At 56.3% G+C, this 22,046-nt stretch carries 21 protein-coding genes; 12 read left to right on the forward strand and 9 right to left on the reverse strand.

Translation table 11 applies throughout. From position 1 onward, the window contains the following. Positions 1-82 precede the first annotated feature (82 nt). From glpX to ACRZ9U_RS08005, 3 genes are all read right to left on the reverse strand, one after another. Positions 83-1,066, reverse strand: a complete 984-nt coding sequence (gene glpX, locus ACRZ9U_RS07995; protein ID WP_170403378.1) for a class II fructose-bisphosphatase — start codon at positions 1,064-1,066, stop codon at positions 83-85. 71 nt (positions 1,067-1,137) lie between these two features. Beyond that, positions 1,138-2,424 carry a homoserine dehydrogenase gene (locus ACRZ9U_RS08000; RefSeq protein WP_170403375.1) on the reverse strand — a complete coding sequence of 429 codons (1,287 nt, stop codon included), beginning with the start codon at positions 2,422-2,424 and terminating at the stop codon, positions 1,138-1,140. Positions 2,425-2,552: 128 nt separating this feature from the next. After that, positions 2,553-2,801 (reverse strand): hypothetical protein, encoded by a 249-nt coding sequence (locus tag ACRZ9U_RS08005; protein WP_170396262.1) that lies wholly within the window; start codon positions 2,799-2,801, stop codon positions 2,553-2,555. Between the two features lie 100 nt (positions 2,802-2,901). Between ACRZ9U_RS08005 and ACRZ9U_RS08010 the strand changes: the two genes are divergently transcribed. Next, positions 2,902-3,489, forward strand: coding sequence for a TetR/AcrR family transcriptional regulator (locus tag ACRZ9U_RS08010; protein ID WP_170403371.1), 588 nt, complete (start codon positions 2,902-2,904; stop codon positions 3,487-3,489). 7 nt (positions 3,490-3,496) lie between these two features. Here the strand turns inward: ACRZ9U_RS08010 and ACRZ9U_RS08015 are convergent, their stop codons facing one another. Then, positions 3,497-4,408: a pirin family protein gene (locus tag ACRZ9U_RS08015; RefSeq protein WP_480901561.1), complete on the reverse strand. Its 912-nt coding sequence runs from the start codon at positions 4,406-4,408 to the stop codon at positions 3,497-3,499. Between the two features lie 159 nt (positions 4,409-4,567). Between ACRZ9U_RS08015 and ACRZ9U_RS08020 the strand changes: the two genes are divergently transcribed. Next, positions 4,568-5,038: a hypothetical protein gene (locus tag ACRZ9U_RS08020; RefSeq protein WP_170403365.1), complete on the forward strand. Its 471-nt coding sequence runs from the start codon at positions 4,568-4,570 to the stop codon at positions 5,036-5,038. On the opposite strand, the gene ACRZ9U_RS08025 is transcribed toward ACRZ9U_RS08020, so the two are convergent. From ACRZ9U_RS08025 to ACRZ9U_RS08035, 3 genes are all read right to left on the reverse strand, one after another. Further along, a complete protein-coding gene (locus tag ACRZ9U_RS08025) occupies positions 5,035-5,625 on the reverse strand; it encodes a hypothetical protein (RefSeq protein ID WP_170403363.1) in 591 nt (196 codons plus the stop codon). The genes ACRZ9U_RS08020 and ACRZ9U_RS08025 overlap by 4 nt on opposite strands. After that, on the reverse strand, positions 5,612-6,169 hold the full coding sequence (locus ACRZ9U_RS08030; protein ID WP_480885757.1) for a TadE/TadG family type IV pilus assembly protein: 558 nt from the start codon (positions 6,167-6,169) through the stop codon (positions 5,612-5,614). The genes ACRZ9U_RS08025 and ACRZ9U_RS08030 overlap by 14 nt, the downstream gene beginning before the upstream one ends. 68 nt (positions 6,170-6,237) lie before the next feature. Beyond that, positions 6,238-7,965, reverse strand: coding sequence for a Tad domain-containing protein (locus tag ACRZ9U_RS08035; protein WP_480901564.1), 1,728 nt, complete (start codon positions 7,963-7,965; stop codon positions 6,238-6,240). A 424-nt stretch (positions 7,966-8,389) separates the two neighbouring features. Between ACRZ9U_RS08035 and ACRZ9U_RS08040 the strand changes: the two genes are divergently transcribed. From ACRZ9U_RS08040 to rpoD, 8 genes are all read left to right on the forward strand, one after another. Then, positions 8,390-9,820 carry a Glu/Leu/Phe/Val family dehydrogenase gene (locus ACRZ9U_RS08040; protein WP_170403353.1) on the forward strand — a complete coding sequence of 477 codons (1,431 nt, stop codon included), beginning with the start codon at positions 8,390-8,392 and terminating at the stop codon, positions 9,818-9,820. A gap of 196 nt (positions 9,821-10,016) precedes the next feature. Continuing rightward, positions 10,017-11,270 carry a sarcosine oxidase subunit beta family protein gene (locus ACRZ9U_RS08045; protein ID WP_170403350.1) on the forward strand — a complete coding sequence of 418 codons (1,254 nt, stop codon included), beginning with the start codon at positions 10,017-10,019 and terminating at the stop codon, positions 11,268-11,270. Between the two features lie 55 nt (positions 11,271-11,325). Then, entirely contained in the window at positions 11,326-11,589 is a 264-nt protein-coding gene (locus ACRZ9U_RS08050; protein ID WP_170396281.1) for a sarcosine oxidase subunit delta, read from the forward strand. Next, positions 11,586-14,519: a sarcosine oxidase subunit alpha family protein gene (locus ACRZ9U_RS08055; RefSeq protein WP_170403347.1), complete on the forward strand. Its 2,934-nt coding sequence runs from the start codon at positions 11,586-11,588 to the stop codon at positions 14,517-14,519. The genes ACRZ9U_RS08050 and ACRZ9U_RS08055 overlap by 4 nt, the downstream gene beginning before the upstream one ends. Further along, on the forward strand, positions 14,512-15,057 hold the full coding sequence (locus ACRZ9U_RS08060; RefSeq protein ID WP_480901567.1) for a sarcosine oxidase subunit gamma: 546 nt from the start codon (positions 14,512-14,514) through the stop codon (positions 15,055-15,057). The genes ACRZ9U_RS08055 and ACRZ9U_RS08060 overlap by 8 nt, the downstream gene beginning before the upstream one ends. Before the next feature lie 35 nt (positions 15,058-15,092). Beyond that, complete coding sequence (locus ACRZ9U_RS08065; RefSeq protein WP_170396287.1) at positions 15,093-15,389, forward strand: hypothetical protein; 297 nt, start codon at positions 15,093-15,095, stop codon at positions 15,387-15,389. Between the two features lie 80 nt (positions 15,390-15,469). Beyond that, positions 15,470-17,419: a DNA primase gene (gene dnaG / locus ACRZ9U_RS08070; RefSeq protein WP_170403341.1), complete on the forward strand. Its 1,950-nt coding sequence runs from the start codon at positions 15,470-15,472 to the stop codon at positions 17,417-17,419. A 114-nt stretch (positions 17,420-17,533) separates the two neighbouring features. Next, positions 17,534-19,522 carry an RNA polymerase sigma factor RpoD gene (gene rpoD, locus ACRZ9U_RS08075; protein WP_170396291.1) on the forward strand — a complete coding sequence of 663 codons (1,989 nt, stop codon included), beginning with the start codon at positions 17,534-17,536 and terminating at the stop codon, positions 19,520-19,522. Positions 19,523-19,705: 183 nt separating this feature from the next. On the opposite strand, the gene ACRZ9U_RS08080 is transcribed toward rpoD, so the two are convergent. Continuing rightward, complete coding sequence (locus ACRZ9U_RS08080) at positions 19,706-20,719, reverse strand: helix-turn-helix domain-containing protein (RefSeq protein ID WP_170396293.1); 1,014 nt, start codon at positions 20,717-20,719, stop codon at positions 19,706-19,708. A gap of 148 nt (positions 20,720-20,867) precedes the next feature. Continuing rightward, on the reverse strand, positions 20,868-20,990 hold the full coding sequence (locus ACRZ9U_RS08085; RefSeq protein WP_255612047.1) for a hypothetical protein: 123 nt from the start codon (positions 20,988-20,990) through the stop codon (positions 20,868-20,870). Positions 20,991-21,058: 68 nt separating this feature from the next. On the opposite strand from ACRZ9U_RS08085, the gene ACRZ9U_RS08090 reads away from it, so the two are divergent. Beyond that, complete coding sequence (locus tag ACRZ9U_RS08090) at positions 21,059-21,484, forward strand: DCC1-like thiol-disulfide oxidoreductase family protein (protein WP_170403336.1); 426 nt, start codon at positions 21,059-21,061, stop codon at positions 21,482-21,484. Beyond that, a complete protein-coding gene (locus ACRZ9U_RS08095) occupies positions 21,426-22,028 on the forward strand; it encodes a DUF4166 domain-containing protein (protein WP_480901570.1) in 603 nt (200 codons plus the stop codon). The genes ACRZ9U_RS08090 and ACRZ9U_RS08095 overlap by 59 nt, the downstream gene beginning before the upstream one ends. Positions 22,029-22,046 lie beyond the last annotated feature (18 nt).

The raw sequence follows: 22,046 nt of genomic DNA on the forward strand, positions 1-22,046 counted from the left end.
TCATGCACTAAGGCCGGACCCCTGCGGATCCGGCCTCTTGGTCTTTTATGAATACTCTTGCTGAAGGCGCTGGCGCAAGCCGCTATGCTTCGTTGTGTGGCCACATCGGCGTGCGGTAGGACATCCGCCGCACCGAGCCCGTTTTTGATCGCATGAGCAGCGTCGTTGTTTCAACCCAACCCGGTTCCCGCTTGATGCGCGGCAGCAGTGAGCCTCCGGTGACCCCAGTAGCGGCAAAGATGACATCCGCCGTTACCATCTCGTCGCGCGCATAAACACGGTCCAGATCTATGATGCCCGCCTTGGCCGCCCGGCCACGTTCGTCGTCATTACGGAACAACAGGCGGCCAAAGATCTGACCGCCCATGCATTTCAGCGCGGCTGCGGCAAGCACACCCTCGGGCGCACCACCTTGACCCATATACATGTCGATGCCGGTCACTTCGCTTTCGGCGCAATGCATCACACCTGCGACGTCGCCATCTGTGATCAGGCGGATCGACGCACCGGTATCGCGGACTTCAGCAATCATCGCTTCGTGGCGGGGACGCTCCAATATGCATACGGTAATATCCGCAGGCTCACAGCCTTTGGCCTTGGCCAGCGCTTCAACTCGCTCGCGCGGGCTCATGTCCAAGCTTACGACACCTTCGGGAAAGCCCGGACCAATGGCCAGTTTGTCCATGTATACGTCCGGAGCGTGTAGCATTGAGCCGCGCGGGCCCATGGCAATGACGGTCAGCGCGTTGGGCATATCCTTGGCGGTCAGGGTTGTGCCTTCAAGCGGGTCCAGCGCAATGTCTACGCCCGGGCCGTTACCAGTGCCAACCTCTTCGCCGATATAGAGCATTGGCGCTTCATCACGCTCGCCCTCACCAATGACAACGACACCCTCAATGTCCAGAAGGTTCAGTTGTTCACGCATAGCGTTGACGGCAGCCTGATCGGCAGCTTTCTCATCACCCCGGCCAACCAGAGAGGCGGACGCCAGCGCGGCCTGTTCTGCCACCCGTGCAAGGCCCAGAGACAGCAGGCGGTCGTTGAAATCGATCTTGGCAGCGTTCATCTTCGCATATCCTTTGGTCAGCTAAGGCGTTTTATCCGGCATAGCCTGCGCGCAGCATAGGCCGCAAGGGGTCAGACTTGTTCGATACGCAGGGCGACGGGTTCTCCGGCCACCACATCGGTGGCGCGCAGGCCATCCAGTGCATGGTCCAGCGTCGCCCGCGTGGTTTTGTGGGTCACGATCAGCACGGGCGCTGTGCTTTCTGTGTGCCCATACTGCCGCATCCGGTCGATCGAGACGCCAGCATCGCCCAGAATCGCCGCGACCTTTGCCAGCGCGCCGGGCTTGTCCAGAAGGCCGAGCCGCAGATAGTAGGGTGCAGGGAGGCCAGTAACGGCGGAGGCTGCGTCTTGCAGGGTCGTCGCGGGGCGGCCAAATGTCGGTATATGCAAGCCTCGCGCCAGATCGCAAACGTCGCCCATCACTGCGCTGGCAGTGGGACCTTCACCGGCACCGGGGCCACGCAGAACGATTTGTTCAACTGCGTCCCCATCCAGCACAACCATGTTTGTTCCGCCTTCCAACTGACCTAGCGGAGAATTACTTGGCACTAGACAGGGTTGCATCCGCTGTTCCAGTCCGCGCGCCGTTCGCTGTGCCACACCCAACAGCTTGATGCGATACCCCATGTCGTGGGCCTGATGGATGTCATCGAGGCTAATATGCTGAATGCCCTCGATCTCGATCCCATCGAAATTCGGCTTGGTGCCAAAGGCAATCGAAGACAGCAGCGCCAGTTTGTGCGCCGCGTCGATGCCGCCAACATCCAGATTGGGATCAGCTTCAAGATAGCCAAGCTGCGCGCATTCCTCGAACAGGGCGTTATAGCCCAACTCCTGCGATTGCATCCGGGTCAGAATATAGTTGCAGGTACCGTTCATGACGCCCATGACACGTGTGATCTCGTTACCCGCCAGTCCTTCGGTCAGAGATTTGATTACCGGGATACCACCCGCGACAGCCGCTTCGAAGCGAATGACACGACCTGCGGCTTCGGCCAATTCCGCCAGTTCCTGCCCATGAATCGCCAGCAGTGCCTTGTTTGCGGTGACGACATCCTTGCCACTGTTCAGCGCCGCCTCGACCGAAGCTTTCGCGGGGCCGTTCTCGCCGCCCATCAGTTCGACAAAAACATCGATGTCTTCGCGTTTGGCCAATGCAACGGGATCGGTTTCCCATGCATAATCCGAGAGGTTTACGCCACGGTCCTTGCTGGCATCACGGGCCGAAACTGCGGTGATCTCGATGCGACGCCCGGTGCGGGCGTGCAACAAATCGGCATGACGACGCACAATTTTGACCACACCCACGCCAACGGTTCCCAATCCGGCAATTCCAAGCCTCAGCGCCTGTGTCATTCCCTTGGGTCCTTTCTGCTCGCAATACCGCCCGCGATGGCGAAGTGTCCTTTGCGGGCTGCCTTAGCGGGTTCGAGGCAGGGGTGCAATCCGTCTAATCTTTTGGAGCTAGTGGCGTGGCCGAAATCCTAGTTAATCTCGGCATTCTGCAGCGCTTCGGCCTTTTCCGCCAACGCTTCGCTGCGTGCTGTCAGGTCTTCTTCTACCTCTTCCGCTTCGCTGATTGGATCGGTCGGAGGACCGAGGGCGGGATCTAAAGCAATAAGCTTGGGGTAGGGTGCCTTGCGCAATGCGGCGGTTTCGCTGCCTTCCAACTCAGGGATATTTGCGCAGCCGGCGGTGGCCAGCACAAAGAGAATGGGCAACAAAAGCTTCATCGCAGTCCTTCGGGTCGCAGCGTGTATCCCGTGATGCACGTTTTGTCGGAATGGTTCAAGCGGGGTTCTATCTGAACGTCTGTTCAGATACGATCGGAGCATGGCGCGTACACAAGGTTCTCATTCCGATATCACCGGCCCCCGCATTCGCGAGGCCGCACTGGGGCTGTTTGCCCGTCATGGCTATGCTGCGGTTTCAATGCGGCAGATCGCAGGGGAGGTGGGGGTGCAGGCTGGGGCACTCTATAATTACACGCCCGACAAGCAGAGCCTGCTGTTTCGGCTGATGCGCGATCACATGCAGGATCTGATGGCCGCCTATGACGCTCTCGACCGGTTTGATAATCCACAAGATGCTTTGCGTCAGTTTGTCGGGTTCCACATCCGTTTTCACCTGCAGCGTCCCGACGAGGTGTTCATCGCTTACATGGAGCTGCGCAATCTGAACCCCGAAAACTTTGCCGAAATCGAGGCCCTGCGCCGCCGTTACGAGGACTCGTTAGAGCATATTCTGCGTAACGGGCAGCAATCGGGTCAATTTTCGGTCACCGATACCAAGATCGCCACATTAGCGGTGATTGCCATGCTGAATGGTGTGATCACTTGGTATCGCAGCGGTGGCCGCCTGTCTCTGGATGAGGTCGAGCAGATATACTGGGACATGGTCCGCAAGGCAGTCACCGCCTGACTCGTGCCTAGTGCGCTGGCCGGATGAACGTTCCGTTCCGCAACTCCCGAAACGCTTGCTGTAATTCTGCCTGCGTATTCATCACGATCGGGCCATGCCACGCCACGGGTTCATCGATCGGAGCGCCCGAGATCAAAAGAAACCGTACACCCTCGGGCCCGGCCTGAACCGTGATTTCGTCTCCGGTCCCGAACCGAACCAACGTCCTGTCTCCTGACATGTCGCGGATGTTGACCTCTTGCCCGGCGACCTCTTTCTCTAGAAGAATTCCAGTTGGCCGAGACGCATCCGCAAAGGCAGCGCTGCCTTCAAAGATATAGGCGAAGGCCCGGCGGTATGTGTCGATCGGAATGGTTTTTTTCACCCCTGCCGGTATGCTGATATCCAGGTATTGCGGATCGGCAGCGATACCGTCCACTGGGCCCGTACATCCCCAGAATGTACCGACAATCACACGGACCTTTGTCCCATCATCATCGATGATTTCTGGAATATCAGTGCTTTGAACGTCCTGATAGCGCGGGGCGGCCATTTTCTGATCTGATGGCAGATTGCCCCACAGCTGGAACCCATGCATCTGACCGCTGGCCGACCCCTTGGGCATTTCCTGATGTAGGATACCCGACCCGGCGGTCATCCACTGGACATCTCCGGCACCCAGCGTGCCGCTATTGCCCAGCGAGTCGCTGTGTTCGACTGTGCCGGACAGGACATAAGTGATCGTTTCGATGCCCCGATGCGGATGCCACGGAAAACCGGCCATATAGTCCAATGGGTTGTCATTCCGGAAATCATCGAACAGCAGAAACGGGTCCAGTTCCGACGGGTCCTGAAACCCGAACGCCCGGTGCAGTTTGACGCCCGCGCCTTCCATCGTCGGGACCGCCTTGCGGAATTCCAAAGTTGGTCTGAGTGACATGAAAGCCTCCTGATCCTTTGACCGGAACTTATGCGTCGGCCTGAGGTAGTCAATTTGCGCTGGAACACTGAAGCTGTGCGAAGATGCTCAGACAGGTGACGCGGCGCTGTCCTTTGCTTATCAAAGCGGTTAAAGCGGGCGGACAATCAGGAGAACAACATGCAAGAAGAAGTGCTGGCCACGGTCGCGGCCTCGGCACCGCGGCGCTGGACTGGGGTAGGGATGCTGGTCACGGTCGGGGCGTTGGTCATTTACGTCGCGTTGGCATCGCCGCCTGAGTTAGGCTGGCAGGTCTTCTTACTGGTTTCCGGGGCAGCTGCGTTCTGGTTAGCCCGTCGCATGTGGTACGCGACCGAAGACAGGATCGAGCTGACCCAATCCCAATTGCGCACAGGCTCGGGGCAGGTGATCTGCAATATCGAGGATGTCGAAGGCGTAGACCGGGGCGTGTTCGCATTTAAGCCATCAAATGGCTTCTTGGTAATCACTCATGCACGAAGCTCAAACCAGTGGGCGCCCGGTCTTTGGTGGCGTGTCGGACGAAGGATTGGCATAGGCGGCATGACAGCCGCCGCCGAGACCAAATACATGTCGGAAATGCTGTCGGGGATTCTAGCGGAAAGGGATTAGCTCACCGTGCAAGGGGTATTGACGACCTGGTCAAAAACACGCGGGTGCGTAAACACAAAGTTGTCCATCTCAAAGTCAGCAAAATCGAGCGCAAACCGGAATGGAGCTCTGTAAGTATTATTGGTTTCGACGATAATCATGGATCCGTTGTCAGGCATGACCGGAATTCGGTGCTTGATCTTTACGATCTCCGTGTTTGTCAACTGAATGTACTTCTCACCCCGTGTACAAGACCAAACTACGTTGTGGGCATCGGCATCAGCATCATACTCAATGTAAGAAGCGCGCATAGACACCGGAGATCTCGTATAGACCATCGACTCTAGAAGGTTGTACAAGGTGTCAACGTATTTCACATTCATGTCGCTGTCTTCGCGAGAAATAATGTCAGCTATTGCATACGCCCCTTTGATGTTACGGGCGCTTTGACGATAGCTGTCATAATAGGTGTAAGACGCGAAAATCGACCAAAACACCAGCGGTACGATCAGGACCGCCTCGACTGTAATCGAACCTTCTTCTCGTTTCAGAAAGCGAACGAGCAACGCGTTGGCAAAGTCCTGAATTGATTTTTTAGTTCGAGGCATCGGCTACATCCACAGTTTCAGACGAATCTTCGTCTGGGGAGCTTGATGACCCACCGAATGGTTCATGTACGAACACTGTCGTCGCATGCAATTCCCATTGACCGTCGGGGTCCTGTTTCGCAAGGCCGCCAATCATCGTGAAACCCCAGACAGGTGAGACTTCAAGACAAGCGCGGATGATCATCAGCTCGTTTGAAGTGCCCGATTCAAAAAGGACATTCTCGGGTGGCCTGACAGTCGCTGGCGTGTCGACACAATAAGGGTTCAAATAAGAAGGGTTGTCCAGGGGATTGCCGACGCGTGGATCAATAGGAGTCATCTCAAGCGCCAAGTCTTCCAAGCAATTTGTGATCATTGCCTCGTCACAGATCATTTCTTTGAGAAGCTCATGATCCCATTCGGTTTCACCCTCTGGCAAGCGATTGAGCCTAACCTCTCGGACTGTTATATCCAGAGACCGTTCAAGATCGGCGTGATGAAAGGATTGCAGTCCCAGATCCATGCCGGAATAAGCGACATAGAGGAAGAAAGGAAACCAGAACATAAACTCGATAGTCGAGTTTCCATCCTCATTATTGTAAAATCTACGCAGCCGCTTCCGCAGTGTCGTAATCATTGGGTCAGCCTCAGATTCTGAATGGAGGTGCTGATCGAGTCAAAAACCCGCTCGATTTGTGTACCAGTCGCCTCATAGTACCGCGCATCTTTGACCGCGCAGTCTTTCAACATTTGCTTAACGCCGGACGGGGCTTCAAAGGCGATGGAGAAAATGATGACCTTTTCTTCTTCGGCTTTATTGCAAAGATCCACAACGTTTGGATTTTTGGTCGATGGACCAATTTCGGTTGTAGAGTCTGATGCAAATTCGTCGCCGCGATCCCAGCCATAAGCGTGACGCAACATATCCCGAATTGCATACTTTTCCGTGTGCGCCCAGACGTCAGGCCATTCCAGTTCTACCGGATCGGAATCTGTTGAAAGTCCTTCGGAGTCTTCGCGTGTTTGCGATCTGTCCATCGAATAGCAGGTGCCGTTGTAGTAATCCGTACAGCGGTAGCGTATATAAGTCTCATCGCCATAGGCATGATCTTGGTATTTGTCGCGGGTCCAGCGCCTGTACGAACTGTCCCGTACAGTTGTGGCGACATTAGGCCAAGCCCAGCGGTCATACTCTTCATCGTAGATAGAATACACTTCGGCATCTTCATTCCAATAGATGTCCGAGAGGCCGTCATTGTAAGGCGGATTCACTTTGTGTTGATAAGTGTTTTCACCATCCGTCATCAACACTAGAACCTTAAGAGTGTCAGAGGTCTTGTTCGGAGCCGGTCGGATCGCAAATGAGTTCGGAATTTCAGAACTGTCTGCAATCTGAGCGATAAGCGGTTGAACACTGTCATCAAGCAAGGTCAGACCCCACTTCAGACCTACGTCGATTGAAGTCCAGCCGCTTGCCACAAGGTTCTGGATCTGACCCTTCAAAATGTCCGGGTCGTTCTGGATTACGGTCATCTCTCGACGGTCGGTGTCGGATTCAAGGCGACAGGTATTGCTGCTTACCAGCGTATCGCTGAACCTTTTGTCGCTAGAACCATTATCCTTGAAATGAAGAGTCTGTGGGACATAGTCCCCAGGTCTGATAATGTTGCCGCCGTCATCCACGATGTCGTAGTAGTTGAAGTCGGTCGTTGTGAAATCCGAAGGCTGGAAGTCGATGCAATTGGCTCTTTCGTTAGCTCCGATCGTGTTAATCGCATCCATTAGATAGTCGGGCACCGAGACCTGTTCCGAGTAGGGCACGATTGAGATTGACAATCTGCCGTCTTCCGACTTCAGGATCATTTCATCAATAAAGTCCTCAGCGGCACTTTTGAGGTTGGTAAGCTTCGTACCACGCATCGAACCCGACACGTCCAAGACCAAAGAGATTTCGACATTACCAATCGATTCTTCGGCGATGCTGGTGGCGGTTGTATCAATAGAGTCGACACCACTCCATTTCATGAAATGTGTTTCGATACTCATATCGGCGCTGGCTTCGACTTTCCGTTTTCCTTCAAGTTCGGCAACCTGAGACACCGTTCCGTCGTCGTTCGTAGTACATGTCTCAGGCTCGACCTTGATATCTTTGATGATATCCGTATCGAAGCCTTCTTTGCGGATGTAATCATTCACTACGACACGTGGGCAAAGCTCTTGGTCCAGGTCAGCTGCGGCAAGGACCGCGCGGTCCAGTGCGTATTGTAGCCTAACCCTTTCGCGATCATACCGCATGACGTCGACGGCAAACCCGGCCACGGTAAAAACCATCATGACTAGGAACATTGCGAGTATTGTCATCGTGCCTTCTGTCGAAGAAACAAAGTGACGCAAGTGCCGCGAGCATCTGTTTTCGTGGCAGAGACGGTTGAATTGAGCTTTCAAATCAAACTTGCGCATAATTGGTTCCTCGGTCGATCAGGCACACTGATGCCAGCACTTCGCAACTCTAATAATTTATCCACGGATCGTGGCGAGATTTGGGCGCAGTGGACACTATGTTGCTCGTTTTTAAAGAGATTCAGCTTTATTCCCGGTGTTATTGACGGTTTTGTTTCGCTACTTTGGACAATCGCGCGGCTTTCGTTAACGCCCGACTCACCAATGGAGCTAAAAAGTAAAGTTCACAAACTGATGAAAATACGTGCAGTTACTGATTGCGGTATTTAGCAAGCAGTGCGACAAAAAGTCATGACGTATCTCGTCTACCGGCACGGAGGATTTTATGACCGGCATTAAAGAACCCAGCTTTCGTGAGAGTGTTGATTTGATGTTCAACAGAGCGGCGTCTCTGATGGATTTGCCGCCCGGGCTAGAAGAGAAGATACGGGTTTGTAATGCCACCTACACCGTTCGGTTCGGGGTGCGTCTGCGGGGGCAGATCCACACCTTTACCGGATATCGTTCGGTTCATTCGGAACATATGGAGCCGGTAAAGGGTGGCATTCGCTATGCCTTGGCGGTGAACCAGGATGAGGTCGAAGCGCTGGCTGCGCTCATGACTTACAAGTGTGCACTGGTCGAAGCGCCCTTTGGTGGCTCGAAAGGGGGCCTTTGCATTGATCCTCGCCAGTATGAAGAACATGAGATGGAACAGATCACGCGTCGTTTTGCCTATGAGCTGGCAAAGCGCGATCTGATCAACCCCTCACAGAACGTGCCTGCGCCCGATATGGGAACAGGCGAGCGCGAAATGGCGTGGATGGCTGACCAATATGCGCGGATGAATACGACCGATATCAACGCGCGAGCCTGTGTGACAGGTAAACCGCTGAACGCGGGGGGCATCGCGGGCAGGGTCGAAGCAACCGGGCGCGGCATCCAATACGCGTTGCGCGAATTCTTCCGAAACCCGGAAGACGTCAAGAAGGCGAACTTGTCAGGCACGCTGGACGGAAAGCGCGTCGTCGTGCAGGGATTGGGTAACGTGGGCTATCACGCAGCCAAGTTCCTCAGCGAGGAAGACGGGTCGCGTGTGGTCGGCATCATCGAATGGGATGGCGCACTGTACAATCCCGATGGCATCGACGTAGAAGCCGTGCGGCAGTGGATCGTCAAGCATGGCGGCGTGAAGGACTATCCCGACGCCACGCATTCCGCCGAGGGCGGCGCGGTACTTGAAGCCGAGTGTGACATCCTGATTCCGGCGGCGCTGGAGGGGGTAATAAACCTATCCAACGCCGAACGTATTAAGGCACCACTGATCATCGAGGCCGCCAACGGGCCTGTCACGGCGGGTGCGGATGAGATCCTGCGCAAGAAAGGTACGGTGATCATCCCTGACATGTATGCAAACGCCGGCGGTGTGACCGTGTCCTATTTCGAATGGGTCAAGAACCTCAGCCACATCCGTTTTGGCCGGATGCAGCGGCGTCAGGAAGAAGCTCGGCATGAGTTGATCGTCAGCGAATTGCAGCGGCTAGATCGGTATCTGGGTGACGCATGGTCGATGTCTCCGGATTTCAAGGCCAAGTACCTAAAGGGCGCTGGCGAGTTGGAGCTGGTGCGTTCTGGTCTCGATGACACGATGCGCATTGCCTATCAGTCGATGAGCGAAGTCTGGCATGATCGCGCGGATGTCGACGATCTGCGCACGGCGGCCTATATCGTTGCGATCGACCGCGTCTCAAAAAGCTATCGCGCCAAGGGCCTCTGAGCGCGCAAAGAGCAGAAACTTCTTGAGTGGCCAACCAATGGGTTGGCCACTTTTCATTTCGGCCGAAGTCGTCAGAGTGTGTGGATTGGTCGCCCAGCGACAAGTTTTCGTCGAAAACAGGAGTGGAACCGGATTCCGGCGTTGTTACTGCTGGGTGAAGTTGGTTTGATGCCGACACACCTGTAGGGAGGTCTGAATGCGTTTCTCCGGCTTACGTGTCCTGAAAGAGGGCCTGACCGGCAACAAAGGCTGGACGCCGCACTGGCGCGAGCCTGAACCGAAATCCGAATATGACATCGTCATTGTCGGCGGCGGAGGTCATGGGTTGAGCACGGCCTATTATCTGGCCAAGGAACATGGTCTGACCAATATCGCTGTTCTGGAAAAGGGCTATATCGGTGGGGGCAATGTCGGGCGCAACACCACCATTGTGCGCGCGAATTACTTTTTGCGGGGCAATTCCGAGTTCTACTCGCACTCATTGAAGCTGTGGGAAGGTCTTGAGCAGGATCTGAACTACAATGTCATGCATTCGCAACGCGGGATCATCAACCTGTTCCATTCGGACGGGCAGCGTGATGCCGCTGCGCGCCGGGGCAACATGATGATCAGTCAGGGTGACGATGCTATCCTGCTCAATCGCGATGAATTGAGGCGGATGGTGCCCTATCTGAATTTCGATGACCTTAGGTTCCCTCTGTATGGCGGTCTCTACCACCCGCGCGGAGGTACAGCGCGACACGATGCAGTGGCCTGGGGCTATGCGCGCGGAGCAGACCAGCGCGGCGTGGATCTGATCCAGAACTGCGAAGTGACCGGTATTGATATCGAGAACGGCGTGGTGCGCGGTGTTCAGACCTCGCGTGGGCCGATCCGGGCCAAGAAGGTGGCGATGGTTGCTGCCGGGCGTTCAGGTCAGGTGGCGGCGATGGCTGGAATGAGGCTGCCGATTGAAAGCCATGTCTTGCAGGCCTTCGTGACCGAAGGTCTGAAGCCCTGCATCGATCATGTGGTGACGTTTGGCATGGGGCATTTCTATATCAGCCAGTCAGATAAGGGCGGTCTGGTCTTTGGCGGTGATCTGGATTTTTACGCCTCCTATGCGGCGCGAGGTAATTTGCCCACCGTCGAAAGCGTGATGGAGGCCGGGATGGCGCTGATGCCGATGATCGGCAAGGCGCGGGTGCTGCGATCCTGGGGCGGGATCATGGATATGTCGCCCGATGGCTCTCCGATCATCGACCGGACGGATATCGACGGGCTCTATCTGAATGCCGGCTGGAACTATGGCGGGTTCAAGGCGGTTCCGGGTTCGGGGAATGTGTTTGCGCATCTGATTGCGACGGATCGGTATCACGAGAATGCCACCGGCTTCCGACTGGATCGTTTCCGCACCGGGCGCGGGATTATCGATGAAGAGGGCAAGGGCTCTCAGCACAATCTGCATTGAGGGGCGCGATGTTGGATTTGGGTATTATTGAAAAGATCAAGAAGGGCGCGCGGCTATGAGGATCACCTGTCCATATTGCGGCGAGCGGGATCGGCGCGAATTCTACTATCGCGGGGCGGCAGTGGATCTGGACCGACCGGCCCCGGATGCCGGTGAGGCGGCTTGGGATGATTTTGTCTACCAACGGGAAAACCCGGCAGGGCCGACAAGAGAGCTTTGGTATCACGAAGGCGGGTGCGGTGCATGGATCGTGGTCACACGAAACACGGTCACGCATGAGATGATCGACGCGCAGCCGGCATCGGAGGAGCGGGCATGAGAATCGATGGAAAGGGTCTTATCGATCGTACGCAGTCGATTCCGTTTGTTTTCGATGGTGCCAGCTATAGCGGCTATGCGGGCGACACCCTGACCTCAGCGCTTTTGGCGAATGGCGTACGACTGATGGGGCGTTCGTTCAAGTACCACCGGCCTAGGGGTGTGCTGAGCGCAGGCAGCGAAGAGCCGAATGCGCTGATGACCGTGGGGGCAGGCGCAGGACAAGAACCAAATATTCGCGCCACGATGCAAGAGATCTATCCGGGACTTGAAGCGCGCAGCCAGAATCGCTGGCCCAGCCTGAGTGTCGATTTGATGGGGATCAACGATCTGGCTTCCCCGTTTTTGGGCGCGGGTTTTTACTACAAAACCTTCATGTGGCCGAAAAGCTTCTGGGAAAAGCTATACGAGCCGATCATTCGACGTGCCGCCGGATTGGGAGCACTGTCGGGCGAAGACAATGCCGACAAGTACGAAAGCGCTTATGCCTTTTGCGATCTGCTGATTATCGGGGCAGGGCCTGCGGGGCTGATGGCCGCACTGGTCGCTGGTCGTGCCGGCGCGGACGTCATTCTGGCCGACGAAAACAGTCGCGTGGGTGGGCGTCTGCTGGCCGAGACCTATGAGGTCGACGGAAAACCGGGTCCCGATTGGGTTGACGAAGTGCTGGCCGAGTTAGCCGCGATGGACAATGTCCGCATCATGACCCGGACCACTATCGCAGGCGCCTATGACCAAGGTACCTTTGCGGCGTTGGAACGCGTTTTTCACCATACGGATCACCGCCCCAACGGGGCGCCGTTGGAAACCTATTGGCGGATCGTGGCCAAGCGGTCAGTTCTGGCGGCAGGCGCGCTGGAGCGCCCGGTCGCATTCCGTAACAATGATCGCCCGGGGATCATGACCGCTGGCGCGGTGCGGGCGTATCTAAACCGATGGGGTGTCAGCCCGGGCCGCAATGTGACGATCTTCGGAAATACTGACGATATCCATCGCACTGCTCGTGATTTGTTGGATGCTGGTGTCCATGTGGCGGCTGTGATCGATAGCCGCCATGACGCGCCCTTGTCTGACGATTACGAGGTTCTACGCGGGGCGCAAGTTTGTAACAGTTCGGGCCGTAAGGGGCTGGAGGCGATTACAGTGCGCCGCGCCAGTGGAGAAGAACGGATACACACGGATTGCCTTGCCATGACAGGGGGCTGGAATCCTTCGGTTCATCTAACGTGTCACATGAATAGCCGCCCGATCTGGAAGCGTGAGATCGAGGCCTTTGTGCCAACGCCGGGGGCCGTGCCGGGCATGGTGACAGCGGGTGCGTGCAACGGATCTTTCTCAACTACAGCCTGCCTTCGTGAAGGGATTGAGGCAGCCAAAGGCGTGCTTGGCGATCTTGGCTACAAGGCCTCGAAGACTGTGCCACCGCAGGCCGAGGATACGCCATACGAGATCACGCAGCTTTGGGCCGTGCCCGGCAAAGGGCGCGCGTGGCTGGATTTCCAGAACGATGTTACAGTGAAAGACGTCAAACAGGCCGCGACTGAGAATTTCCGGTCAGTCGAGCACATGAAGCGCTATACGACGCAAGGTATGGCGACGGATCAGGGCAAGAATTCGAACGTGGCGGCGTTGGCCATTCTAGCGGACGTCACCGGGCGCGCGATACCCGAAACCGGAACCACGACGTTCCGCCCTCCGTATTCTCCTATCGCCATTGCCGCGCTGGGCGCTGGGGCTGAAGGCAAGGGTTTCAAACCGCAACGCTTTATCACTTCGCACAAAGCGACCGTAGCGCGGAAAGCTCCGTTGGTTGAGGCCGGGCTGTGGTATCGCCCCAGCTATTTCCCAAAGGATGAAGAAACCACGTGGCGGCAATCCTGTGACCGTGAGGTCAATATGGTGCGTCAGGCCGTCGGGGTGTGCGATGTCTCGACGCTTGGCAAGATTGACATACAGGGGCCGGATGCGGGGGCGTTTCTGGACTTCGTTTATTCGAACATGTTCTCGACCCTCAAAGTTGGCCGAACGCGATATGGCCTGATGTTGCGTGAGGATGGATTCGTCATGGATGATGGCACCACCGCGCGGCTGGGAGAGACGCATTACCTGATGACCACCACCACAGCAGGTGCTGGCGATGTAATGAAGCATCTGGAGTTCGTTCATCAGGGACTGCGCCCTGATCTGGATGTCTCGTGCATCTCGGTCACTGAACAGTGGGCACAGTTTGCCGTGGCCGGACCAAAATCGCGTGAATTGTTGAACGATCTGCTGGACACACCTCTTGATGAAGAAAGCTGGCCCTTCATGGCTTGCGGATCGATCTCGGTGCTGGGTGTGCAGGGGCGTTTGTTCCGGATCTCGTTCTCGGGCGAGCATGCATATGAAATCGCTGTGCCTGCGCGCTATGGCGCGACCCTGTTCGATATTTTGACCGAGCGGGCTGAGACACTGGGCGGTGGTCTTTATGGGATGGAAGCGCTGAACGTTCTTCGCATCGAAAAGGGCTTTATTACGCATTCCGAGATCCACGGACGGACAACTGCCTATGATATCGGCATGGGTCGGATGGTGTCGCAGAAGAAGGATTGCATCGGCAAAACCATGTCGCAACGTCCAGGGCTTGAAGAGCCGGGGCGCGAGCGGTTGGTCGGGCTCAAACCCATTGGCGAAAGCAAGGAATTGCTGGCGGGTGCGCATCTTTACCGGGAAGAGGCCGAGCCGGTGCGCATCAATGATCAGGGCTATCTGACCTCCGTGTGTTATTCCCCGACGCTGGAAACGATGTTGGGCTTGGGCTTCCTGGCGGACGGGCCTGAGAGGTATGGAGAAATCGTGAAAATGGTCGATCATCTGCGCGGCGTGACAACCCTGTGTGAAGTGGTGAACCCGGTTTTCTTTGACCCCGAAGGAGGGCGCGTCTGTGGATAATCTGACCGCCAAAACACCCTGCGACGGGTTGCTGCCTTTGACCTTCGGCTCTGTAACGCTCAGCGAAGAGGATGCGGGCGCGATCCATTCGATCTCACCTTTCAAGGGTAAGCAAAAGGCGCTATCCGAAGCTTTGAAAGCAGCGCACGGGATGGCCTATCCATCGGCCAATCGCGCAACGGGTAGGGCTGGCGCGCGGGCGATCTGGTTCGGCCCCGCGCATGCGATGCTGATCGGGCCGTCTCCTGATGCGACCCTGACCGAGAATGCTGCCATTGTGGACCAATCAGATGCCTGGGCTGTGGTCCGGTTAGAGGGTGCTGATGTCGAAGACGTACTGGCGCGCGTAGTGCCTATTGATCTGCGTAAGGCGAACTTCAAGCGCGGCCACTCCGCCCGGACCCTGCTGTTCCACATGATCGCTTCGATCACGCGCGTTGGGGAGAACACGTTTCAGATCATGGTCTTCCGATCCATGGCTGAGACACTGGTTCACGATTTGAAAAGGGCGATGGAAGGCATCGCCGCGCGCGGGTAAGCTGCGCTGAAAGAAACGAATCTTCGGAGATCCCCATGTTGCGTATCGCTATCGTTGCGGCCGTGCTGGCCACGCCAGTGGTTGCACAGGAAACCAAGGAACAGAGCTGCAAGTATCAGGCTGACGTTGTTGCCGCGATACAGAAAGCACGACTTGACCGGGTCAAGGAACGCGATGTGGCGCAGGCGGTGGCCGACAGTGGTCCTACCTGGCCCGAGAACTACAATGCCGCTGTTCCGCTGATCACGCCTTGGGTATATGAGCAGAAGATGCGCGACGTGCGTAAGAAGGATCTCGGAGCCGCGTGGCTGGAGTTGTGTTTACAACAATAATCCACAGTCAGATCATTTCTCTGTGGACAACCGCGCGCCATCCCCTTGGCGCGCGTTTTCATTTCTGGCAGGTTTGACCCATGTCTTTGCCCCCCGGATTTCTGGATGAACTGCGCACGCGCCTCAGCCTGTCTCAAGTTGTTGGGCGTAAGGTCATGTGGGACCAGCGCAAATCCAATCAGGGCAAGGGGGATATGTGGGCGCCTTGCCCATTTCATCACGAAAAGACCGCCTCGTTCCACGTCGATGACCAAAAGGGATTCTATTACTGCTTTGGCTGCCACGCCAAAGGGGACGCGATCAGTTTTGTGAAAGAGACCGAGAATGTCTCTTTCATAGAAGCCGTGGAAATTCTGGCGCGCGAGGCCGGGATGCCGATGCCCGCGCGTGATCCCAAGGCGCAGGAAAAGCAGGACCGCCGTTCACAGCTGGCCGAGGTGATGGAACAGGCTGTGCAGTTCTTTCGTTTGCAACTCAAGACTGGGGCAGGGGCGGCGGCACGTGATTATTTGACACGTCGCGGTCTTGACGCGAAGGCGCTGGACCGTTGGGAAATCGGTTTCGCACCCGAGGGCTGGCAGGCTCTGTGGGATCATCTAACCGGTAAGAGTGTCTCAGAGGACCTGATCCTTGGGGCCGGGCTGGCCAAGCCGTCGAACAAAGGTAAGAAACCCTATGATACGTTCCGCAACCGCATCATGTACCCGATCCGCGACCCACGCGGGCGGTGCATTGCGTTTGGTGGCCGGGCGATGGATCCCAATGACAACGCCAAATACCTGAACTCGCCCGAGACCGATCTGTTCGACAAAGGCCGCAGCCTCTACAACCATGGCCCCGCACGACAGGCGGCAGGCAAGGGGCAGCCTTTGGTTGTGGCCGAGGGCTATATGGACGTGATCGCTTTGGCTGAGGCCGGGTTTGGCGCGTCGGTTGCGCCATTGGGGACTGCGATTACCGAGCATCAGTTGCAACTACTTTGGCGCATCTCTGACGAGCCGATCATCGCTCTGGACGGCGATACGGCAGGGCTGCGCGCGGCGATGCGAGCGGTCGATTTGGCACTGCCGTTGCTGGAAGCGGGCAAATCCTTGCGCTTTGCACTGATGCCCGAAGGCAAGGACCCCGACGATTTGCTGCGCGCCGAAGGTTCGGGAGCGGTGCAGGGTGTGCTGGATGCTGCAATCCCGATGGTCAAACTGCTCTGGCAACGCGAGACGGAAGGCAAGGTCTTTGACAGCCCCGAACGCAAAGCGGCGCTGGATAAATCCCTGCGAGAGAAGATTAAGCTGATCCGCGACCCCTCGATCCGATCGCACTACGGGCAGGAAATTAAGGACCTGCGCTGGCAATTGTTTCGCCCACAGCGACAATCGCAAAATCGTCCGTGGCAACCGCGCGGAAAATGGCAGCCGCAGGCACAGCCTGCCACGCCAGGCGCACGGGCGTCATTTCTGGCCTCGGCTGAGAATGCGGATATTCAACTGCGCGAAGCGGCAATTCTCGCGATTGCCATCCTGAATCCGCAGGTTGTTGTGCAATTCGAAGCTCAGCTGGAAGAAATGGATTGCCACGACCCTGATCATGCGGCCTTGCGGGGGGCAATCCTGCGTCATGCGATTGACAATCCCGATAACCTGCAAGACCACATCATGCAAACTTTGGGGCCGGAACCCCTTGAAAACCTGCTGGCCCTTCGCCATGTCGCAGTGATCCCCTGTGTGTACAAACCGGGCGACGTTGAAAAGGCCGAGATGACGCTGGCCGAGGAACTCGCAAAGATCAAAGCGCTCCGGGGGTTGGATGCTGAGATTGCCGAAGCGGCAGAGGAATTGTCTGATCTGGCCGATGAGGCGCTGACATATCGGCTGGCGCAAGCCGCCGAAGAGCGCAACCGTACAAGCCGCAGCCAGAACGAAGACAGGGCCGTTTTCGACATCGCCGACAATGGTGCGCGAATCAACCGCGATGAGAAAGACGCGTTTGAGGCCATCACGTCTGGCATCAAATTCGAACGGAAACATCGATGAAGTGGTGTTTTCGTAAGGCACTGGAAAAGAAAAACGGGTAAACGGGTGGCCGAATCACTTCTACGCGCTAATGATTCGGTTCAAACGAATCACCCATCCCTGCAGGAGCATTGAATGGCCGCCAAGGATACGAACGAAGACCGCAAATCCGACGAGCAGGAACAGGAAATCTCGCTGGACATGAGCCAGGCCCAGGTCAAGAAGATGATCGCCGAGGCTCGCGAGAAAGGTTACATCACCTACGACCAGCTCAATCAGGTTCTGCCGCCTGATCAGGTCAGCTCGGAACAGATCGAAGATGTTATGTCGATGCTGTCCGAGATGGGCATCAACATCATCGAAGATGAAGAAGCCGAAGAAGAAGAAAACAAAGGCTCGACCGAACTGGTCACCACCGAAGGTCCGCGCGAGGTTGCGCTGGCTGGTGCTGCAACCGAAAAGCTGGATCGCACCGATGACCCCGTACGCATGTATCTGCGTGAGATGGGTTCAGTCGAACTGCTGAGCCGCGAGGGCGAGATTGCTATCGCCAAGCGGATCGAAGCCGGTCGGAACACCATGATCGCTGGTCTGTGCGAAAGCCCGCTGACCTTCCAAGCGATCACCATCTGGCATGATGAACTTTTGTCCGAAGATATTCTGCTGCGGGACGTCATCGATCTGGAAACCACTTTCGGCAACCAGATGGATGAAGACGGCGAGGTTGAAGAGCCGGTTGTCGATACCTCATCGGTGCAGGCGGCCAAGCCTGCCAAGGATGAGGGGCCGGAGCTTGACGCTGACGGCAACCCGATCGCCAACGATGATGACGATGATGACGACGATCAGGCCAACATGTCACTGGCCGCGATGGAAGCAGCGCTGAAGGATCAGGTTCTGACCACGCTGGAACGCATCTCGACCGACTTCGCAATGCTGTCCGAAATGCAGGACAGCCGGATTTCTGCGACGCTGAATGAGGATGGCACTTTCAGCGCGAAGGACGAAGAAACCTATCAGAAGCTGCGCGCTGAGATTGTTGAACTGGTGAATGGTCTTCACCTGCACAACAACCGGATCGAAGCTCTGATCGACCAGCTCTATGGCATCAATCGCCGGATTATGTCACTGGACAGCTCGATGGTGAAACTGGCTGACCAGGCTCGCATCAACCGTCGCGAGTTCATCGATGCTTATCGTGGGCGCGAGCTGGATCCGAACTGGTTGGCCGAAATGGCCGAGAAACCGGGTCGGGGTTGGCAGATGTTCATCGAACGCTCGACCGAAAAGGTTGAGGAACTGCGCAACGACATGGCTCAGGTTGGCCAATATGTTGGTCTCGATATCCCTGAATTCCGCCGCATCGTGCAGCAGGTTCAAAAGGGTGAGAAAGAGGCGCGGCAAGCCAAGAAGGAAATGGTCGAGGCCAACCTGCGTCTGGTGATCTCGATTGCCAAAAAGTACACGAACCGCGGCCTGCAATTCCTTGATCTTATTCAGGAAGGTAACATCGGCCTGATGAAGGCGGTGGACAAGTTCGAATACCGCCGGGGCTATAAGTTCTCGACCTATGCGACCTGGTGGATCCGTCAGGCGATCACGCGTTCGATCGCGGATCAGGCGCGCACGATCCGTATCCCGGTGCATATGATCGAAACGATCAACAAGCTGGTCCGGACAGGTCGTCAGATGCTGCACGAAATCGGCCGCGAGCCAACGCCGGAAGAACTGGCCGAAAAGCTGCAAATGCCGCTTGAGAAAGTGCGCAAGGTGATGAAAATCGCCAAAGAGCCGATCAGCCTCGAGACGCCCATCGGCGACGAGGAAGACAGCCAGCTTGGTGATTTCATCGAAGACAAGAATGCCGTGCTGCCACTGGACAGCGCCATTCAGGAAAACCTCAAGGAAACCACCACACGGGTTCTGGCCTCTCTCACCCCGCGTGAAGAGCGGGTTCTGCGGATGCGCTTTGGCATCGGCATGAACACCGACCACACGCTGGAAGAGGTCGGTCAGCAGTTCAGCGTGACGCGCGAACGTATCCGCCAGATCGAGGCGAAGGCGCTGCGTAAGCTGAAACACCCGAGTAGGTCGCGTAAATTGCGGTCCTTCCTGGATCAGTAAATCGAAAGGCGCCTCATCCCGAGGCGCTTTTTTCTTTCGCCCGCTCACAATGACTGAACTTCAAATCAAATTGGCGGGAATTCGCAAGGAGTCCGGCGATGCCATCTTTATATCGCCGCTGTCCACTCATGGACAGGCCGGGGCGAGGTGATTGGGCTGATGACCCCCGGCCACGTTGTAGCTTCATGAAAGCGGATGAGAGACACGTTTGCGAAAAGCAGTCGGGGCCTGACCCGTCCAACGTTTGAAGGCGGTGGAAAACGCAGCCTGATCGGAATAACCGAGCGAATACGAGATTTCGGACAGATGCATACCGTTCTTGATAAAGGTCTGCGCCAGGTCACATCGTAAATCTTCAACAATCTCACGATATGAGGTGCCTTCATCAGCTAGGCGGCGAGCCAGTGTTCGAGGGCTTAGGCCGAGCTGGGAGGCGGCGTCGTCCACCTGTACGATTCCCCCCGGCATCGCATCTGTGATCAACCCTTCGATCTGTGCTCGGGTTTTCTGTCTTGGCGACTGTCTTTCGGCCAGCAGGCGTTCGCCAAATTCAACCAAATGCGCGCGCAGGCTAGGGTCGTAAGTTGGGATCGGTGTTTCCAGCGAGGGCAGCGACAGGATGATTTCCAAGCGTTCGGCCCCGAAGGTAACTGGGAAACCTCCGATTTTCTGGTAGGTGGCTTGGTGTTGCCCAACTGTGTGCTGAAACCGTATCTCAATCGGATTCAGATTCAACTGAGTCAACGCCCGCATCCGGGCGATCGCGCCAAACAGCAGGAACTCGGTCCGCCGATGATAGCGGGAAAAGCTCGGGTCTTTCCAATCGGCCTCAAGCGAGGCAGCGTTACCTGAAAGGCGCAGATTGAAGGCCAGGGCCGGGTCGATAATGCCATGAAACCGCGCCGTATTCTCGATCACCTGCTTCAGATCACGAGAGTACTTGCTAATATAGGCCGTAATGCTGGAAGAAGAACTGAATTCCAGACCCGCCCGTGCGCCAAAGGTGATATCGCCAAGTGCATCGCAGGCGTGTCGGACAAACAGCGCTTCTTTGTGGGCGCTGTACCTTTTGGCAGGCGGTTCAATATCGCTGCGGGTCAATGCGCAGTCACTCAGGACCTGTTCCACCACGGTCGCGCTTGCGTGATCCTCAAGGGTCCGTGTCAGCAATTGAATGCGTGAAATGTCGACGTCCATCACCCAGCCCAAAAAACGCGTTACTGTAATACCGTTACCCTAGCGGCAAACCGTGGCAATGCGCCAGCCTCGGTGCTGATACCCAGGAATTGACCGCAACTCACAAAGATATGGCAGAAATGGCCATGTCCGTAGCCTTGGCCAATAGCTACATGACCGGTGTTGTCGGGTCAGCGCCTTTTGGGGAAAAGGTCAGAGCCTGAGCGAGCGGTCCACCAAGCCGTTTCAACGGGTTCCCCGGCACGCCCCTCTCATTCTTCTGGTCAGTCATGTCGCATTGCTGCGGCGCATTCGACGTGACAGCATCACGGGGAACCTTTTGTTATTTCTTGATCTCTCGTGGCTGATGATCTTTCCATCGATACAGATTTGATCGTCTTCGACGGTGAATGCGTGCTGTGTTCAGGGTTTTTTCACTTCATGTTGCGCCATGATCGAGATCAGAAATTTCTATTTGCAACTGCGCAGTCACCGCTTGGGCAGCAGCTTTATACTCTCCTGAACCTGCCGACAGACGAATTTGAAACCAATTTGGTGATCGTCAAAGGAAAGGTGCACCAAAATCTCGACGCATTTGCCGCTGCGATGCATGCATTATATGTTCCGTGGCGGGTATTGTCCTTGTGTCGATACCTGCCGAGGTTTCTGAAGAACCCGCTGTACCGGATGATTGCCCGTAACAGATATGCGCTATTTGGGCGGCGGGATGAGTGCCTGGTTCCTGATCCTTCTCTCAGATCGCGGTTTGCCCAAGATGGATTCTGATCGTGATCCATTCCTGCAGGCGCTGGGTATAGATGAAGCTGTGCCTGGATTGGTCAGGGATTTGCACAGCGGGGAAGGTCGCTACTCTGGTCGATGCAGCATTCAGCGTGGCCGAGGCGTTTTGGTCGCTCTGGCACTTCGCATCGGACGATTTCCACCTGCGGGCGAAGATTTGCCGGTCACCCTTACGATCCGAAAGTCCGGCGCATATTGGCAATGGGAACGGGATTTCGCAGGCCACAAAACGCGTTCACGGATCACTTTTGATCCGCTGTGTGGCATGGTGCGGGAACAGATCGGCGGGCTGACAATATGGTTGCAGCCGGTGCGAACTGATATGGGGCTGACCATTGAGATCCGCCGCCTCGCTTTATTTGGCATTCCGTGTCCGGGGTTTCTTTTGCCACCTTCCGGATCGACCGAGGCTGAGGACGCACAATTGAGGTTTCGCTTTGACATTTCGGCGACAGCACCGGGATTGGGGCGCTTGATCCGCTATGAGGGATGGTTAGAGCCTGTTCACGAACCACGTGGGTCAAGCTGACATGATCGTTAGTTCGCT

The sequence above is a fragment of the Ruegeria sp. D7 genome (assembly GCF_056534355.1).